16 protein-coding genes and 1 pseudogene are annotated in these 15,131 nt (G+C 65.0%); 12 read left to right on the top strand and 5 right to left on the bottom strand.

Annotated elements, in window-relative coordinates:
• Together ABW137_RS16315 and ABW137_RS16310 are read left to right on the top strand one after the other, a co-directional pair.
• The coding region (locus ABW137_RS16315) for an SDR family oxidoreductase (protein WP_526401757.1) at window positions 1–168 on the top strand (168 nt) is incomplete at its 5' end.
• 96 nt (window positions 169–264) lie between these two features.
• Window positions 265–1,164 (top strand): helix-turn-helix domain-containing protein, encoded by a 900-nt coding sequence (locus ABW137_RS16310; RefSeq protein ID WP_526401755.1) that lies wholly within the window; start codon window positions 265–267, stop codon window positions 1,162–1,164.
• An 81-nt stretch (window positions 1,165–1,245) separates the two neighbouring features.
• Here the strand turns inward: ABW137_RS16310 and ABW137_RS16305 are convergent, their stop codons facing one another.
• The gene (locus ABW137_RS16305) at window positions 1,246–1,728 is read right to left on the bottom strand and encodes a MarR family winged helix-turn-helix transcriptional regulator (protein WP_526401753.1); all 483 of its coding nucleotides are present in this window, start codon (window positions 1,726–1,728) and stop codon (window positions 1,246–1,248) included.
• A gap of 99 nt (window positions 1,729–1,827) precedes the next feature.
• Between ABW137_RS16305 and ABW137_RS16300 the strand changes: the two genes are divergently transcribed.
• The 6 genes from ABW137_RS16300 to ABW137_RS16275 all read left to right on the top strand — a co-directional run bounded on the left by ABW137_RS16300 (window position 1,828) and on the right by ABW137_RS16275 (window position 6,379).
• The gene (locus tag ABW137_RS16300; RefSeq protein WP_526401751.1) at window positions 1,828–2,457 is read left to right on the top strand and encodes an NADPH-dependent F420 reductase; all 630 of its coding nucleotides are present in this window, start codon (window positions 1,828–1,830) and stop codon (window positions 2,455–2,457) included.
• Window positions 2,458–2,488: 31 nt separating this feature from the next.
• Window positions 2,489–3,424 carry an SDR family oxidoreductase gene (locus ABW137_RS16295; protein WP_526401749.1) on the top strand — a complete coding sequence of 312 codons (936 nt, stop codon included), beginning with the start codon at window positions 2,489–2,491 and terminating at the stop codon, window positions 3,422–3,424.
• Between the two features lie 37 nt (window positions 3,425–3,461).
• Window positions 3,462–3,887: a nuclear transport factor 2-like protein gene (locus ABW137_RS16290; RefSeq protein WP_526401747.1), complete on the top strand. Its 426-nt coding sequence runs from the start codon at window positions 3,462–3,464 to the stop codon at window positions 3,885–3,887.
• Window positions 3,888–4,041: 154 nt separating this feature from the next.
• The gene (locus ABW137_RS16285; RefSeq protein WP_526401745.1) at window positions 4,042–4,668 is read left to right on the top strand and encodes an NADPH-dependent F420 reductase; all 627 of its coding nucleotides are present in this window, start codon (window positions 4,042–4,044) and stop codon (window positions 4,666–4,668) included.
• Between the two features lie 84 nt (window positions 4,669–4,752).
• Window positions 4,753–5,649: a TIGR03619 family F420-dependent LLM class oxidoreductase gene (locus ABW137_RS16280; protein WP_526401743.1), complete on the top strand. Its 897-nt coding sequence runs from the start codon at window positions 4,753–4,755 to the stop codon at window positions 5,647–5,649.
• A complete protein-coding gene (locus tag ABW137_RS16275; protein WP_526401741.1) occupies window positions 5,636–6,379 on the top strand; it encodes an SDR family NAD(P)-dependent oxidoreductase in 744 nt (247 codons plus the stop codon). Before ABW137_RS16280 ends, ABW137_RS16275 begins: the two co-directional genes overlap by 14 nt.
• Before the next feature lie 49 nt (window positions 6,380–6,428).
• Here the strand turns inward: ABW137_RS16275 and ABW137_RS16270 are convergent, their stop codons facing one another.
• Window positions 6,429–7,442, bottom strand: a complete 1,014-nt coding sequence (locus ABW137_RS16270) for a LacI family DNA-binding transcriptional regulator (RefSeq protein WP_526401739.1) — start codon at window positions 7,440–7,442, stop codon at window positions 6,429–6,431.
• Between the two features lie 262 nt (window positions 7,443–7,704).
• Here ABW137_RS16270 and ABW137_RS16265 point away from each other — a divergent pair, with 262 nt between their 5' ends.
• The 4 genes from ABW137_RS16265 (at window position 7,705) to ABW137_RS16250 (ending at window position 11,715) form a co-directional block, all read left to right on the top strand.
• Window positions 7,705–8,754: an ABC transporter permease gene (locus ABW137_RS16265; RefSeq protein ID WP_526401737.1), complete on the top strand. Its 1,050-nt coding sequence runs from the start codon at window positions 7,705–7,707 to the stop codon at window positions 8,752–8,754.
• Window positions 8,751–9,605: an ATP-binding cassette domain-containing protein gene (locus ABW137_RS16260; protein WP_526401735.1), complete on the top strand. Its 855-nt coding sequence runs from the start codon at window positions 8,751–8,753 to the stop codon at window positions 9,603–9,605. The genes ABW137_RS16265 and ABW137_RS16260 overlap by 4 nt, the downstream gene beginning before the upstream one ends.
• Before the next feature lie 5 nt (window positions 9,606–9,610).
• Window positions 9,611–10,579, top strand: a complete 969-nt coding sequence (locus ABW137_RS16255) for a sugar ABC transporter substrate-binding protein (protein ID WP_526401733.1) — start codon at window positions 9,611–9,613, stop codon at window positions 10,577–10,579.
• A gap of 125 nt (window positions 10,580–10,704) precedes the next feature.
• Window positions 10,705–11,715, top strand: a complete 1,011-nt coding sequence (locus ABW137_RS16250) for an alpha/beta fold hydrolase (RefSeq protein WP_526401731.1) — start codon at window positions 10,705–10,707, stop codon at window positions 11,713–11,715.
• A 273-nt stretch (window positions 11,716–11,988) separates the two neighbouring features.
• On the opposite strand, the gene ABW137_RS16245 is transcribed toward ABW137_RS16250, so the two are convergent.
• The 3 genes and pseudogenes from ABW137_RS16245 to ABW137_RS16235 form a co-directional block, all read right to left on the bottom strand.
• Window positions 11,989–12,798, bottom strand: coding sequence for an LLM class F420-dependent oxidoreductase (locus ABW137_RS16245; protein ID WP_526401729.1), 810 nt, complete (start codon window positions 12,796–12,798; stop codon window positions 11,989–11,991).
• A 76-nt stretch (window positions 12,799–12,874) separates the two neighbouring features.
• Window positions 12,875–14,596: a GMC family oxidoreductase gene (locus ABW137_RS16240; RefSeq protein ID WP_526401727.1), complete on the bottom strand. Its 1,722-nt coding sequence runs from the start codon at window positions 14,594–14,596 to the stop codon at window positions 12,875–12,877.
• A 230-nt stretch (window positions 14,597–14,826) separates the two neighbouring features.
• Window positions 14,827–15,131: pseudogene (locus ABW137_RS16235) on the bottom strand (NADP-dependent oxidoreductase); the annotation flags it as partial.

The following is a 15,131-nucleotide window of genomic DNA, read 5'->3' as shown; positions in this document are numbered from 1 at the left end:
GCAACCCTCGACGAGTTCGGTGAGGCGATCGCGGCGTCGGCCCCGCTGCGCAGGATCGGCCGCGACGACGACATGGCGGGTGTCGCCGTGTTCCTCGCCAGCCGGGCGGGCGCTTACCTAACGGGCACCGTCGTTCCCGTCGATGGAGGGATCGCCACGACCGCGTGACGTCGTTGGCGACGGAGCGCGACGCGCTGACGGTGGCGGAGGCTCCGGGGCATTGCCGGCGCCCCTTCGCTTGCGTTGCGCGCCTACGGTGAGTGGATGACCGCCACGCTAGATCTGCGTACTGAGATCCGAGAGTTTCTGAGGTCGCGTCGCGCCCGCGTCGCGCCTGAGATGGCAGGCCTGCCCGCCTACGGTGGTAGACGTCGGGTCAAGGGTCTGCGTCGAGAAGAGGTAGCGCTACTCGCTGGTGTCTCGGTCGAGTATTACGTGCGAATTGAGCGCGGCAGCCTGGCTGGTACTTCAGAGGGAGTGCTCGACGCGCTAGCGTCGGCCTTACAGCTCAACGACGCGGAGCGCGATCACCTGTTCCATCTCGCACGCCAGTCCGGGACCCCGGGAGGTCGACGCCACCGCAAGGCTCCCGCGACGGTGCGTCCGGCACTGCAGGAGGTGCTCGACGCCATTACCGGTGCGCCGGCGATGATCCGTAATGAGCGCTATGACGTGCTCGCGATGAATCGCCTTGGTCGCGCGTTGTATTCACCGGTGCTGGCCGACCCGCGGCGGCCCGCCAACACGGCGTGGTTCGTGTACATGAATCCCAGCGAGGCCGAGGCGTTCTTCGTCGACTACGACCAGGTGGCGCGGAATGCGGCAGCGATGTTGCGGATGGAACTGGGTCGCAATCCCCACGACGAGGAACTCATCGCCTTGGTGAGCGAATTATCAACGTGCAGTGAGCTATTCCGGCATCAGTGGGCATCTCAGGACGTCCGGCTGAAAGGACACGGCAGCAAGCGGGTGAACCATCCCGTGGTCGGCCGGCTCGAGTTGAACTTCGAGTCCATGGATCTGTCCACCGAACCTGGGCTGCAGTTGAATGTCTACACCGCAGCTGCGGGAGGGCCGACCGCTGCCAATCTGGCCCTGTTGGCGTCGTGGGCCAGCCAACAGACTTTGGCGACCGAGCTTCATGCCCCCAGCGCCGGATGCTGATTCGCGTCGGCGTCGCGGCGCTCTCTTCATCAAACCGATGAAAGGGCTTGGCTGGTGGCGGTTCCTGTCCCTCACGGCTGGTTATGACGACTCGTCTTCGGTGGGGGAGTCGTAGTTTGTGGCTAGGTTGTGCAGGATTCGTTCGTTGAGGTTGGCGAGCATGTCGAGCTCGGCCGGGGTAAGCAGATCGATGAAGTTCCGGCGGACATCCGCCACATGCCCGGGCGCGGCCTTCTCGATGGCGGCGCGACCGGCAGGCAGCAGGCGCACCATGGTGCTGCGCGCGTCGTCGGGGTTGGGCTCACGGCTGATCAGCCCGTCCTTCTGCATGCGCCGCACTTGGTGGGAGAGGCGACTCTTCTCCCAGCCCAGGGCGTTGCGCAGCTCATGGGCGGGCATGCGGTCCCCGTCGTGGTCGGAGAGCAACGCCAGGACTTCATAGTCGGCCCCGGACAAGCCCGATTCCTGAAGGCCCCGGTCCAGGTGCACACCGACCTGATGGCGCGCGTCGACGAATGCCCGCCAGGCGCGGAGTTCGCGCGGGTTCAGCCAGTTCGGTTCCATCCGCCTCCACGCTTTCGCTCAATTGGTTGACTGCTCACCCAAAGCTACCTATGGTGGAGGAGTCAACCTTTTCGATCGTACGTCAAGACGGGATACGCCATGAACGGCATCACCATCATCGGCGTGGGGAACATGGCCGGAGCCCTGGCCAGCCGCGCGCTCGCTGGCGGCAACACCGTCGAGATCATCGGCCGCGACCCGGCCAAGGCCGACGAACTGGCCGCCACGCTGGGTGCCAGTGTCGGGACGCCCGGCACTACCCCGGCCGGGGACATCGTCATCGTCGCCGTGCCCTACGCCAGCGCGGCGGCGGTGGTCAGCGAGTACGGGGACACCCTGCACGGCAAGGTCATCGTCGACATCACCAATCCGATCGCCCCCGACTTCAGGCGCTTCGTCACCCCCGACGGCAGTTCCGGTGCACAGGAGATCGCCAAGGTCGCGCCCGCCGGCGCGCATGTCGTCAAGGCATTCAACACCCTGCCGTGCGATGTTCTGGCAGCCGGCTCAGTCGAGGGTCGCCCAGTAGACGTGTTCATCGCCGGGGACGACGTGCAGGCGAAGGCGCGCGTGTCGGTGTTCATCGAGAGCCTGGGAATGCACCCGATGGACGCAGGAGAGCTGCCGATGGCGCGCGCATTGGAGAACGCCACCCTGCTGCAGCTGGGCCTCATCGCCCACTCCGTCAAGCACACCAACCTATTTCTCGGCGTCAGCACACTCGGCTGAGCGCCACCTACCACCCCAGAAGGGCAGTCACATGAGGGTTTTCGTCACTGGAGGGACCGGCCATGCCGGCTCGTACATCATCCCCGAGCTCATCAGCGCCGGGCACGAGGTCACCGGCCTGGCCAGGTCGGACGCGTCTGCGGCCGCCCTGTCCGCGCAGGGCGCGAAGGTCCATCGCGGCAGCCTTGAAGATCTCGACGGGCTCAAGGAGGCGGCCGCGGGCTCCGATGGCGTCATCCACGTCGCGCACAGGCAAGACCTGCTTCCGACCGGCGGGATGGACGCCGTGGCCGCCGCTGAACTGCCCATCATGCTCGCGTACGGCGAGGCACTGGAAGGGACCGGAAAGCCGCTGGTCGCGGCGGGCAGCATCGGCTCGGCCGGGACCCTCGGTCGACCGGCCACTGAGGACGACCCCGCCCTTCCCGCCAGGGAGGATGACAAGGGCACGCTGCGTGTTCGCAACGTCGTGGAACGGAGTGTAATTGGCCTCGCCGAGCGGGGAGTGCGGTCGTCGATCGTGCGCCTTCCGCCCATCGCACACAGCACGACCGATAACGCTGGTTTTCTCCCGGGGCTAATCGCGCTCGCGAACGAGAAGGGCGTCGCCGGCTACCCCGGAGACGGCGAAAACCTCTGGGGCGCCGTCCACCTCCGCGATGTCGCCTCCCTGTTCCGGTTGGCGCTGGAGAAGGGGCCGGCTGGCAGATATTGGCACGCGATGGAGGACGGAGGCACCCCATTCCGCGAGATCGCCGAGGCCATTGGTAGCCGCCTGGGACTGCCCGCCGTGAGCATTCCCGTCGACGTCCTGATGCTGCCCGGATACTTCGGGCAATTCACCAATCTGGTCACGATGGACCTCCCTGCGACCAACCTCATCACCCGCGACATCCTCGGCTGGGAACCCACTCAGCCCACACTGCTCGCCGATCTGGACAACGGCCATTACTTCCCAGCTAGCTGACGGCCTAGCCCTCAATCACACACACTACGAGGAGAACATGATCACGTTCGCCCCACACCGCGACACCTTGGAGTCCTTCGTCGACTGCATCAACCGCGGTGCCGACAAAGACATTCTCACCGGTTTGCTCGCCGAAAACGTCCGGCTCTACGGTCCGTTCAGCGATGAGCCGATCGTGGGCCGCGAGACCGCCGTGGAAACCATCAAGGCAGTCAACGGTTTATCTTCTGACGACACCTATCTCGAGGTCCTCAGCGGCGAGACCCACCACGCCGCACATTTCCGGCTGCAAGTCGGAGACGCCGCAGTGAACGGGATCTTCATGGTCCTGCTCGACGCGGACGGCAAGATCGCCGAGGTGTCCATCTTCTACCGCACGCTGCCGGCCGGTGTTGCGTTGCAGCGCAACCTTTCAGAGGTAACCGGCATGCCGCCCTGGGAACTGCACACCAACGAAGAGTAACGACACCCTGCCCTCCCGCACGAGGGCTCAGCCAGTTCGGTCGCTTTCCATCAGCCTCCACGCCTTCCCGACTTCATCTGGTTGGAACGTCACCAACCCGGGTCACAGGTGGAGGAGTCAGTCTTCTCGAATAATCAATCAGATAGGACGTTTCATGAGCAGCATCAGCATCATCGGCACCGGGAACATGGCCAGCACCATCGGTGCGCTGGCGGTCGCGGGAGGCAACACCGTCGAGGTCGTCGGTCGCGATCAGTCCAAGGCCGCCGATTTGGCCAAGACTCTCGGCGGCAACGTCACGACGGGAGAGTTCGGCGCCGTCCCCGCCGGGGACGTCGTCATCGTGGCCCTCGGGTACGCCAACGTCGTTCCAGTCGTCGCCCAGTACGGAGATGCCCTCGCGGGCAAGGTAATCGTTGACATCTGCAACCCCGTCAATGCCGCGGCCGACGGGCTCGCCATCCCCGACGGCACCTCGATCGCGCAGGACGTGGCCGCCGCGGCCCCGGCCAGCGCCAGCGTGGTGAAGGCATTCAACACCACCTTCGGCGCTGTCCTGGCCAAAGGCCGGCCGCTGGACGTCTTCATTGCCGGTGACGACGCCAGAGCCAAGGCGAGCGTGGCCGAGTTCATCGAGAGCCTCAAGCTGCGCCCGCTAGACGTCGGCGGCCTGAACATGGCGCACTACCTGGAAGGAACGGGCCTGGTGATGATCGGTCTCGCCCAACACGGCGTCGGGAACTTCGACTTCGCCCTCAGTGCCACCGAATTTTCCGGCTGAACCTTTGATGGTTCACCGAAAGGATTCGCACATGCCAGAAGTCAATGTCGGCCGACGATCGGCTGCCTGGAAGGGATTCCCGTGATGAAGCTTGGCTTCGCCATTCCTTCCGTGGGACCCGCCGTCGGCAGCGCCGTGGGTTTGAGCGCGTTCTGCCGCGGTCTCGAGGACGTTGGCTACGACACGCTGTGGGTGGCCGATCGACTGGTCACCCCGGTGGACATGCAGGCCTCCTATCCGGGCAAGGAGCAGCCGTACCCGCCGCAGATGACCCGTTACCTCGACCCGGTGCTGCTGTGGACGGTCGCCGCGACGGCGACCAGCCGGGTGCGGCTGAACGCCAGCACCCTCAACACGTTCTACTACGAGCCCACCCACCTGGCCCGGCAGCTCACCACACTCGAGGTGCTCAGCGACGGCCGCCTCGACGTCGGGGTGGGGGTCGGGTGGATGAAGGACGAACTCGACATCGCCCGTGGCGCGGACTGGCACCGGCGCGGGCGGATGCTCGATGACCTGCTGGCGTTCCTGCAGAAGTGGTGGACGACCACCCCGGTCTCCTGGGACAGCAAGTTCTTCTCCCTACCTCCGGTCCACGTCGACCTGCGCCCGGTCCAGGTGGGCGGTCCGCCCATCTGGATCGGCGGTGCCAGCGAGGCCACCATGCGCCGCGTCGGCCGCATCGGCACCGGTTGGCTCGGGGTCGAAGGGCTGCAGGACTCTTCCGGCCACTCGTGGTCGATTGCGCGCCGTGCCGCGCAGGACGCCGGCCGCGATCCTGACGCGCTGAAGATCGCCATGCGGATCAACCTCGAACCGGACACATCCGTTGGCGCGGTGGTCGACAAGCTCGGACGCTTCGCCAATTCCGGTGTTGATGAGGCGATCCTGGACGCCTTCGCACTGTTCCCCAGCCTTGACCAGATGCTCGACTTCGCCAGCCAGATAATGACCACATGGAGTAACCGTGGGAAAGCTTGACGGCAAGGTAGCCGTAATCACGGGCGGATCAAGCGGTATGGCGCTGGCCGGTGCCAAGTTGTTCGTTGAAGAGGGCGCTCACGTCTTCATTGCAGGCCGGCGGCGGGAAGCTCTGGACGAAGCCGTTGACTCGATTGGCCGGAACGTGACTGGCGTGCAAGCTGATTCGGCCAACCTGAACGATCTCGACCGTCTTTTCGACGCGGTCAAGCAGGAAAAGGGCGCCATCGACGTGCTGTGGGCAAGTGCCGGGACGGCCGAGGAAGGCAGGCTCGGCGAGATCACCGAGGAGCACTTCGATGCCACGTTCGGGCTGAACGCGCGCGGCACGCTGTTCACGGTGCAGAAGGCATTGCCACTATTCAACGACGGCGGCTCGATCCTCATGACCGGGTCAATCGCTTCGGTCAGGGGCTATCCGGCCTGGAGTGTCTACGCCGCGAGCAAGGCAGCGTTGCATGCGTACGCCCGTGTGTGGTTGGCCGAGTTGAAGGACCGCAGGATCCGGGTCAACGTGCTGACCCCGGGCCAGATCGTCGCGCCAGGACAGGAGCAGCTGTTCGACGACGAGACGAAGGCCGCGATGAAGGCGCGTGAGGCATTGATCCCGCGAGGGGAGAACGGCAGCCCCCAGGAGATTGCGACGGTGGCATTGTTCCTCGCGTCGAACGACTCAAGCTTTGTCAACGGTATGGAGTTGGTCGTCGACGGCGGCACCACGGCAGTCTGACCACGTACCACGCACCACGCGAAGCGCAGTCGCGCTTCTGGCCGTGGTTCTACGCGTCCCGCGTCAGTCGCGTGCGGCTTCGAAAGCCGGCGGTGCTGTCTCGAACGACGAGCGTGACGGGGAGAACCTCCTCGTGTGTTCCGTCCAGAAGTCTGGAGGGGGACAGCAGCAGTTCGCATGCTTTGCTTCCGAGTTCCATCTTGGGCTGATGGATGCTCGAGAGCGTCGGACGGAGCAACTGCGCCCAGTCGATGTCGTCGAAGCCGCAGATTGCCAAGTCCTCGGGGACCGAGCGGCCGAGTTTGAACAGTTCGCTCATGAGTAGTGCCGCCAAGAGATCGTCACCGGCGAAGAGGCAGTCGACTTCGGGGTTGTCCCGAAGCATCTCCAGCCCGTCGCTGATGCCGGACAGGGTGCGAATCGGCGCGAACGCGACGCGGTTGCCCACTGGCAAACCAAGTTTGGCGGCTTCGTCGATGAAGGCGTTGGCGCGTACCGTCGAGGTCGGCATGTCGCGGGGCCCGTTGATCACCGCCGGTGTCGTGCAACCGATCTCAGCGAAGTGGCGCGCGACCTGTCGGGCACCGTCTTCGTTGTCAACCCCGACACTGGCGGTGCCGATGTCCGGTAACGGTTCGTCGACCAGGATCAGCGGCGGTCCGGCCGCGATGGCTTGCCGGACCTCAGGGTCCTGCGCTGTGGTCACCGACATCGGGGAGTAGATGATGCCTGCGACGTCTGAGCGTGCGAACCGAATCAGGTACTGCCTCTCACGTTCGACGTCGCTGTTTGCGTTGCACAGCAATACATCTGCTCCAGCGGCCTGCGCCACAGCGTCGATGCCGCGGACCACCTCGCCATAGAAGGGGTTCGCGATGTCGGGAACGATGACGACGATGGAGTGGGTACTGCCGGTACGAAGGGCGCGCGCGGCCTTGTTGCTCTGATACCCGAGCTGTTTCGCAGCGTCTCGCACGCGCTGCACTTTGGCCGCGGTGACGCCGCCCTTACCGCTGAGCACGAAACTCACCGTCGCCGTCGAGACTCCAGCCAACTCGGCCACGTCTTTCACGGTCGGGCGCCCTGGGAGCCCGCCACCTCGACCCGTCATGTGCCCCTTTCTGAACCCGTCGCCGCTCTGCCAATGATGCATTTCACTGGCCTGCTTGACAGCGATCCGAAGCACAGCGTACAAACGTCTCACCAACTTAATCGATTAGAAATCGCACTACCAGGCTATTCGTGAGCCCAGCTGGCGGGCGTATCGCTGCGCTCTCGCGGTCGTCGGTGAACCAGAGGCATACCTCCAATTCTTAGGAACTGACATGGTCAACACGCAGGTCCCGCTCCACACACCAGTGAGCTCGCGCGGCTCGGCGGGCATCGTCGGGCTCTGGTTGCAGGTAATACGTCTGGGTCCGGTGCTCCTGCTCCTGCTGCTCGGCGTGGTGCTGTCAATCACTAGCCCGCACTTTCTGAGCCCTCGCAACTTTGCCAACATCGGGTTGGAGGCCTCTGTCGTCGCGGTGTTGGCACTGGGTCAGCTCTTGGTCATCGTGACCGCCGGCATCGACTTGTCGGTGGGGGCGGGCGCCGCCCTGGCCGGGGTCATCGGCGCGCTGTGGGTGAAGGACTTGGGCATCACGTCGGGCTGGTTGATCATCCCCTCCATGATCATCGCTGGCGGTGTCATCGGTCTGATCAACGGGTTGTTGTTCGTCAAAGGCCGTATGCCGCATGCGTTCCTGCCTACGTTGGCCATGCTCGAGGTGGCCCGCGGCACGGCGCTCGTACTATCCGACAGCCAATCGATTCCCGGCATGCCGGACTCGGTGCGGGCCATAGGTGCCGAGAAGCTCGGCCCGGTGCCCTACAGCGTTCTCGTCGTAATCGTGTTGGCGGTGGCGGTGTGGGTATTGCTGGCTCGGACTCCGTGGGGCCAATGGATCTATGCCACCGGCGCCAACAAGGAGGGCGCACGCCGGGTTGGGATCCCCGTCGACCAGGTGCTCATTTCGGTATACGTCATCAGCGGGCTCTCTGCCGGGGTGGCCGCGATCCTCTTGACCGGCCAGGTCAACGCCGCCTACCCGACCGCGGGCAACTTGCTGGAGTTGTCGGCCATCGCCGCAGTGATCATCGGCGGGGCCAGCTTCTTCGGGGGCCGCGGCACCGTCGTGGGAGCGCTCGTCGGGGCGTTGATCCTCGGCACGATCCGCAACGGTCTCAACCTGCTCAACGTGTCCACGAACTGGCAGCTGATCGCCATCGGCGTGGTCATCGCCGTCGCCGTGGAAATGGACGTCATTCGCGGCTGGCTGGAGACACGCCTTCGCACTACCCGCACCGAAATGCTGGAAGGGACAACACGATGACGGCAACCAACCCCCACGACCACCGAACACGCTCCGGCCACGACGCCCCTGTCCTTGAGATCCGGAACGCCTACAAGCGATTCGGCTCTCTCACCGCGCTCAACGGCGTCGACTTCGAGCTGGGTCACGGCAAGATCGTCGGACTGCTGGGAGACAACGGTGCAGGCAAGTCCACTCTGGTCAAGACGATCATGGGTGTGCACACCCTCGACAGCGGAGAGATGCTGATCGACGGCGAGCCCGTCGTCATCCGCAGCCCAAAGGAAGCCCGCGATCGCGGTATTGAAGCGGTGTTCCAGGATCTCGCCCTCTTCGACAACCTCGACATCGTCACCAACCTCTACCTCGGCCACGAGGTAGTGCGTAGGCCCGGCGGGCGGCGGTTCGGAATCTTGCATCGCAAGGCCATGATTGCCGACGCCGAGCAACGCATGAACAAACTGGAAGTGCACCTTCCCGGGCTCAAGGAAACAATCGGCCTGATGAGCGGCGGTCAACGTCAAGCCGTCGCCGTCGCCCGAGCCGTCGCCTTCGCCCGGCGCGTACTCGTCCTCGACGAACCTACCGCTGCCCTCGGGTTACGCGAGACGCGCAACGTGCTCAACATGGTCAAGCGCCTTCCCGTCGAGCATGGCATCTCGGTGATCCTGATCTCGCACAACATGGAACACGTCATGGAGTTGTGCGACGACGCCTTCGTGATGCGCCAAGGCCGATTGGTCGGTCGCGCAGAGCCGTCACCGCAAAATCATCAGACACTCGTCTCGATGATCATGGGCGCCTCAGCCACCAGCGCCGCCGCTGCGTCGCTCCCTGTCCACCCCGAAATCGCCACCGCCGAAAGAAGTTGATTACCATGACCTCTCGCAACCGCAACTGCCGGCGCGTGCTGACCGCAACGCTGGCCCTGCTGATGCTGACCGCTGCCTGCTCCTCCTCCGACCAAGATTCCAGCAAGGAGGTCGGTGTCGTGGTCAAGACACTCTCCCAACCCTTCTGGCTTTACCTGAAAGCCGGTGCCGAGTCGGCCGCCAAAGCCGGCGGCGCACGTGCTGAGGTGACCGGCGCGACCGAGGAAGCGGCGGTACAAGAACAGGTCGACAAGACCCGGGCCATGATCTCGCGGTCGGTCAACGCGTTGGTCGTGGCTCCCACTGAGCCCAAACAGCTCCAGCCCATCCTGCAGCAGGCCGTCGACCAAGGCATCCCGGTCGTGTTGGTAGACACCGACATTCCCGAGTGGGACGCTAAGACGTCCTTCGTCGGCACCGACAACCTCGCTGCGGGCAAGATCGGTGGACAGTTTGCGCTGACCATGTCCAAGAGTGGTGACCTTGCCATCCTTGCGGGCACCCCAGGCAACACCGCCACCCAGGACCGCGTCACCGGATTCAAACAGGGGATCGACGGCAGCGGCCTCCACGTGGTGGCCGAACTGAGCGCCAATTCCGATCGTGCGCAGGGGCGTTCGGTCACCGCCGACATCCTGCAGCGCAACCCTGACCTCAGCATGATCTTCGCCGCCAATGACGAAATGGCGTTGGGTGCCGTACAGGCCGTCGACGCCGCGGGCAAGGCTGGGCAGGTAGAGATCATTGGTTTCGATGGAACCAAGGACGCCGTGGACGCGATCCTGGCTGGCACGATGGCCGGCAGCGTCGCACAGAATCCCTTCGAGATGGGCGAGGCCGGCGTGCAAGCCGCCATCAAAGCCAGCAACGGCCAGTCCGTCGACAAGCGCATCGACACCGGCTCGACCATGGTGACCCGCGACAACGCCGCCGACTTCAAGAAAGAACTGGAGCAGCAGCTCGCCTCGTCATAGCCGAGTCGCAGGCATTCCCCGAGCCACCTCGTAGCCACGCACTGCCCCGTACGCGTGCGACGAAGCCCCGCAACACATCCCAAATCCATGTTCAGCACGGCGTCTCACCATTCGAAAGGGTCAACATGTCGCGCCATCTCGCCACCAGAAGCCTCCAGAACAAGCAGGCATGGGTCGCCAGCGCGCCGTATCCGGCGCCGAGCGCAAGCCGCCCCACCTTAGAAGTCTCCGGCCTAGCGCATGGGCTCATCCCCGTAGCAGACGGCGTACGCCTGCACTACGTTGTCGCCGGAGAAGGTGAGCCCGTCCTGCTCATCCCCGGCTGGCCCCAAAGCTGGTACGCCTGGCGTTTCGTCATACCCTTGCTGGTCAACGCGGGGAGGTGCGTCTACGCCGTTGATCCGCGAGGCTTTGGCGATAGCGACATGCCCAGTAGCGGCTATGATCTCGGCACCGCTGCCAACGACCTGCACACCTTCGTCCAGGCGCTTGACTTGGTCGGTGACGGCGGCCTCGACATCGTGTCGCACGACGTCGGCAGCTGGATCGCCCACGCCCACGTCGCCGCCTACCCCCGCGATGTCCGCAGGTTGGCGATCACCGACGCCACCATCCCCGGAGTCTCACCGGCGCCCCCCGCCGACTACCCCGGGGAAAAGCGCAATGAACGCTCCTGGCACTTCGGATTCAACCGCATTGAGGGGCTGCCCGAGGCGCTCATCCACGGCCGCGAACGGGAGTTTCTGACCTGGTTCTTCGGACCCGCGAAGATGACACGCACCTGGACCATCGACGCCGAGGCGTTCGAGGAATACCTCCGCGTCTTCTCCAAGCCCGGCGCAGTCCGTAGCGGGCTCAACTACTACCGCGAAGTCTTCAGCGACGCCGGCCGCGCCGCCAGCCGGGAACGGTGCAAGGTTCGGCTCGATCTGCCGATCCTTACCGTTGGTGGTGCAGATGCCGACGGAGACAACCTCTTTCGCACCATGACCCAGTTCGGTTCTGACGTACGCAACGTGGTCTTCGATGGAATCGGCCACCACCTGCCGGAAGAATGCCCCGAAGACCTGGTGGGCGTCATCCTGAACTTCTGGAATGAGACGTCCGATACGCCCGATGAGCAAGCTCGCGGGTAGGACAGCGCCTTCACCAGAGGTAGGTAGACCGTGTCGAGAATCGCGGCGATGGTGACGACGTCGACGGCGCTGCGGGTGAAGATCAACTCGTTGAGCACCAGCACACCGATGCTGCCAGTCGATTGGGAACCGCTGCGGGATCGTCGACCGTCAGTTTTGACGCCGAAACGGCTGATTCTTCTTGAGACCGATTGCTGCACATGCGATCCGTGCGAGGCCCAGAACGAGGTGCCGGGCCGGTGTCAGTTTCTCACTCCACCGGCTCGATCGCGCTTACCCGTGGTCCCGCCAAGTGAGCACTTTCTTGAGCGACGCGAGGTCGTAACCATCGTCGGCGGTGAGTTCGGTCTGGAACAACGTGACTCCTGCCTCGCGGAAGGCATCGGCGCTGGCGGCGTCCTCCCAGAGAGTTGAGCGTTCGATATCGGCACCGTTGCGGCCGAACGTTGATGCCAGCTCGTCGACGCGGTCGCTGGACCGGCGGAACGCCTCGAGGCCCTGGAACGCGTGCCAGATGTCGGCGTGCCGGGCAACGGCGGGCAGCGAGCGCTTGGGCCCCGTGCCGCCGATGAGGATCGGTAGCTTGCGCACGGGCGGGGGATTCAGTGCAGCGAGCCGGTTCTCGATGCGGATCAAACTGTCGTCGAACAGATCGAAGCGGGAACCGAAGGTGCCGAAGTCGTAACCGTAGGTGGTGTAGTCCTTTTCGTACCACCCCGCGCCCAGACCGAGGATGAGTCGGCCGCCGCTGATGTGGTCGACAGTGCGCGCCATGTCAGCGAGCAGGTCCGCGTTGCGGTAGCCGACGCCGGTCACGAGGAGCCCGATCTCGGCGTGTGAGGTGATCTCGCCCCACGACGCGAGCGCGGTCCAACCCTCGAAGTTCGCGACGTCGGGCTGCTCGTCCGACATTATGGGTTTGCCGTCGACGATGGCCTCCATCGCCGGGCGGTGGAAGTGGTCGTAGCCGAAGATCACGTCGACGCCGAGGTCATCGGCGGCCAGCACGGCGTCGCGCCATGTGCGGTAGTCGGGCGCGCCGCCGGGCTGGATCTGCACGGCGACACGGACGGGACGGGTCATGGATGCTCCTGAGTCGGGGAGAGGGCGACTCTTGAGCCAAGTTCACCGGTGCGGAGTTTATTCCGGATCGCACCTCTCAGTCTTGACCGACTCGTCCCAGGATCGCCCGCGCTGCGCGTTCTGCGATCAGCATGACCGGAGCGTTGGTGTTCCCGGAGGTGATGGTGGGCATCGCCGATGCGTCGGCCACTCGCAGGCCGGCGACGCGGTACACGCGACAGTCGGTGTCGAGCACCGTGGCGGGCGACCGCGGCACGCCGCGTGTGTCGAAGGCTCCCATCGCGCAGGTGCCCACCGGGTGAAAGATGGTGGTACCGAGCTCACGGGCCGCCTGTTGCAGGTCTTCGTCGCTCACCAGTTGGGGGCCGGGAAGTAGTTCTTCCGGGTGGTAGCGGGCCAGTGACGGCGCCGCCATGATCTGCCGCGTCATCCGTAGGCCGCGCACGGCGAGCTCCCGATCGGCGTCGGTCGACAGGTAGTTGCAGGAGATCACGGGGGAGGCCAGCGGATCTGCATCGGCTATCCGCACATGGCCTCGCGAGCTGGGTCGCAGATTGCACACCGAGGGCGTGATCGCTCCGAAGGTATGCAGAGGTTCGCCAAACTTGGCCAAGGACAACGGCTGCACGTGCCACTCGAGATTGGGACTGGCCAACGCGGGATCGCTCTTGGCGAAGGCTCCCAGCGTGGAGGGCGGCATGGTCATGGGTCCCGAGCGCAGCAACAGGTACTGAAGTCCCATTCCGGCGCGGGTGATCCAGTTCCGATACAGCGTGTTGACGGTCCGGGCGCCCCGCACCCGATAGACCGTTCGCAGCTGCAGGTGGTCCTGGAGGTTCTCACCCACTCCGGGAAGATCGACGGCCACCGGCACCTGATGCTGGGTGAGCAGCCCTGCCGGGCCGAGACCGGAGGCCTGCAGGAGTTGCGGAGACCCAATCGCTCCGGCGCTCAGGATCACCTCCCGGCGGGCCTGGACGTCGACGATCTGGCCGTCCTTGAACAGCCGCACACCGGTGGCGCGATGTCGAGCGGTGGTCCAGGCGCCGCGACGCTGATCGTCCTGCACCTGGTCGTTCATCAGCAGCTTCACGGCCTGGGTGTGGGTATAGATGGTGAGATTTGGTCGTCGGGCGACGGGATGAAGGAAGGAATCAGCCATCGACCAGCGCCGGCCGCGTCGTTGGTTGACGTGAAAGTACGCACTGCCGGCATTGTCTCCGCGGTTGAACTCCTCGATCGGCTCGATGCCCACCTGGGCGGCGGCGGCCTGCCAGGCGTCCAAGATCTTCCAGCGCACCCGCGGTCGCTCGACGGCGATCTCGCCGCCGGCGCCGTGCCACTCGTCGGCGCCGCCGAAGTAGTCCTCCAGCTCTTTGTAGATGGCCAGGGTCTCGCCGGAGCCCTCCCGGCCGCCCCACAGCCACCGCTCGTCACCGGTGGCCCGTGCCCAAAGTTCGTAATCGGAGGCTTGTCCGCGCATGTGGATCATGGCGTTGATCGACGAGCTGCCGCCGATCACGCGGCCTCGCGCGTAGTGAATGCTGCGGCCGGCCAGACCTGGATCGGCCTCGGTGGTGAAGCACCAGTCGGTGCGGGGGTTGGCAATCGTGTACAGGTAGCCCACCGGCACCTTGATCCAGAACCAGTCGTCCTTGCCGCCGGCCTCGACCAAAAGCACACGGTGGTCGGGGTTGGCGCTGAGCCGGTTGGCGAGCAGGCAGCCCGCACTGCCTGCTCCCACGATGACGAAGTCGAATTCGGCGTCAACGTCGGGGTTGGGGCGCAGTTCCGGCATCGGGGGAGACTAAGGCTTCGTGGCACGTTGTCGTCGCGAAATTGGGCGCGTGATCGACGAGCTTCACAACCTGCCATCGCGACAAGCTGGGCCGCCGAGGATGCGCGCTCGCGGTGTGGTTGCAGATGACAGCACACGGGCGTGCGATGCTCGACGCGGATCCGTCGCGGTGGCACACTCTACGACCGGGAGCCGCCCGCTTCCCGCGCAGGTCGATGTGGTTCATCCCGCTACGCTGACGGCTCGGCGATCTGCAGGATCTGCTTGCCGAAGTTCTTGCCTTCAAACATCCGGTTGAGCACGTCGACCGTGTCTTCGACGCTGCCCTTCTGGACGTCCTCGGCCCAGACCAGTTCCCCTGTGCGAATCCAGCCGGCCAGGCGACCCGCGGCTTCGTCGAATCTGTCGAGGAAGTCGGTGACGATGAAGCCGAGCATGCTGGCGCTGCGGACCGTGATGGTCGACAGGTTGGTGGGTCCGTACGCGGTGGCTTCGTCGGAGTATCCGCTGTGGATTCCGCCGCACAGGATGACGG

The organism is Mycobacterium sp., from assembly GCF_040509115.1.
Lineage (GTDB): Bacteria > Actinomycetota > Actinomycetes > Mycobacteriales > Mycobacteriaceae > Mycobacterium.
Note: the sequence above shows the minus strand (reverse complement) of the source record. Positions and strands in the feature narration are given on the sequence as shown.

Coding starts and splice junctions, on each gene's coding strand:
- ABW137_RS16310 (WP_526401755.1), top strand. CDS start 265: ATGACCGCCACGCTAGATCTGCGTACTGAGATCCGAGAGTTTCTGAGG.
- ABW137_RS16305 (WP_526401753.1), bottom strand. CDS start 1,728: ATGGAACCGAACTGGCTGAACCCGCGCGAACTCCGCGCCTGGCGGGCA.
- ABW137_RS16300 (WP_526401751.1), top strand. CDS start 1,828: ATGAACGGCATCACCATCATCGGCGTGGGGAACATGGCCGGAGCCCTG.
- ABW137_RS16295 (WP_526401749.1), top strand. CDS start 2,489: ATGAGGGTTTTCGTCACTGGAGGGACCGGCCATGCCGGCTCGTACATC.
- ABW137_RS16290 (WP_526401747.1), top strand. CDS start 3,462: ATGATCACGTTCGCCCCACACCGCGACACCTTGGAGTCCTTCGTCGAC.
- ABW137_RS16285 (WP_526401745.1), top strand. CDS start 4,042: ATGAGCAGCATCAGCATCATCGGCACCGGGAACATGGCCAGCACCATC.
- ABW137_RS16280 (WP_526401743.1), top strand. CDS start 4,753: ATGAAGCTTGGCTTCGCCATTCCTTCCGTGGGACCCGCCGTCGGCAGC.
- ABW137_RS16265 (WP_526401737.1), top strand. CDS start 7,705: ATGGTCAACACGCAGGTCCCGCTCCACACACCAGTGAGCTCGCGCGGC.
- ABW137_RS16260 (WP_526401735.1), top strand. CDS start 8,751: ATGACGGCAACCAACCCCCACGACCACCGAACACGCTCCGGCCACGAC.
- ABW137_RS16255 (WP_526401733.1), top strand. CDS start 9,611: ATGACCTCTCGCAACCGCAACTGCCGGCGCGTGCTGACCGCAACGCTG.
- ABW137_RS16250 (WP_526401731.1), top strand. CDS start 10,705: ATGTCGCGCCATCTCGCCACCAGAAGCCTCCAGAACAAGCAGGCATGG.
- ABW137_RS16245 (WP_526401729.1), bottom strand. CDS start 12,798: ATGACCCGTCCCGTCCGTGTCGCCGTGCAGATCCAGCCCGGCGGCGCG.
- ABW137_RS16240 (WP_526401727.1), bottom strand. CDS start 14,596: ATGCCGGAACTGCGCCCCAACCCCGACGTTGACGCCGAATTCGACTTC.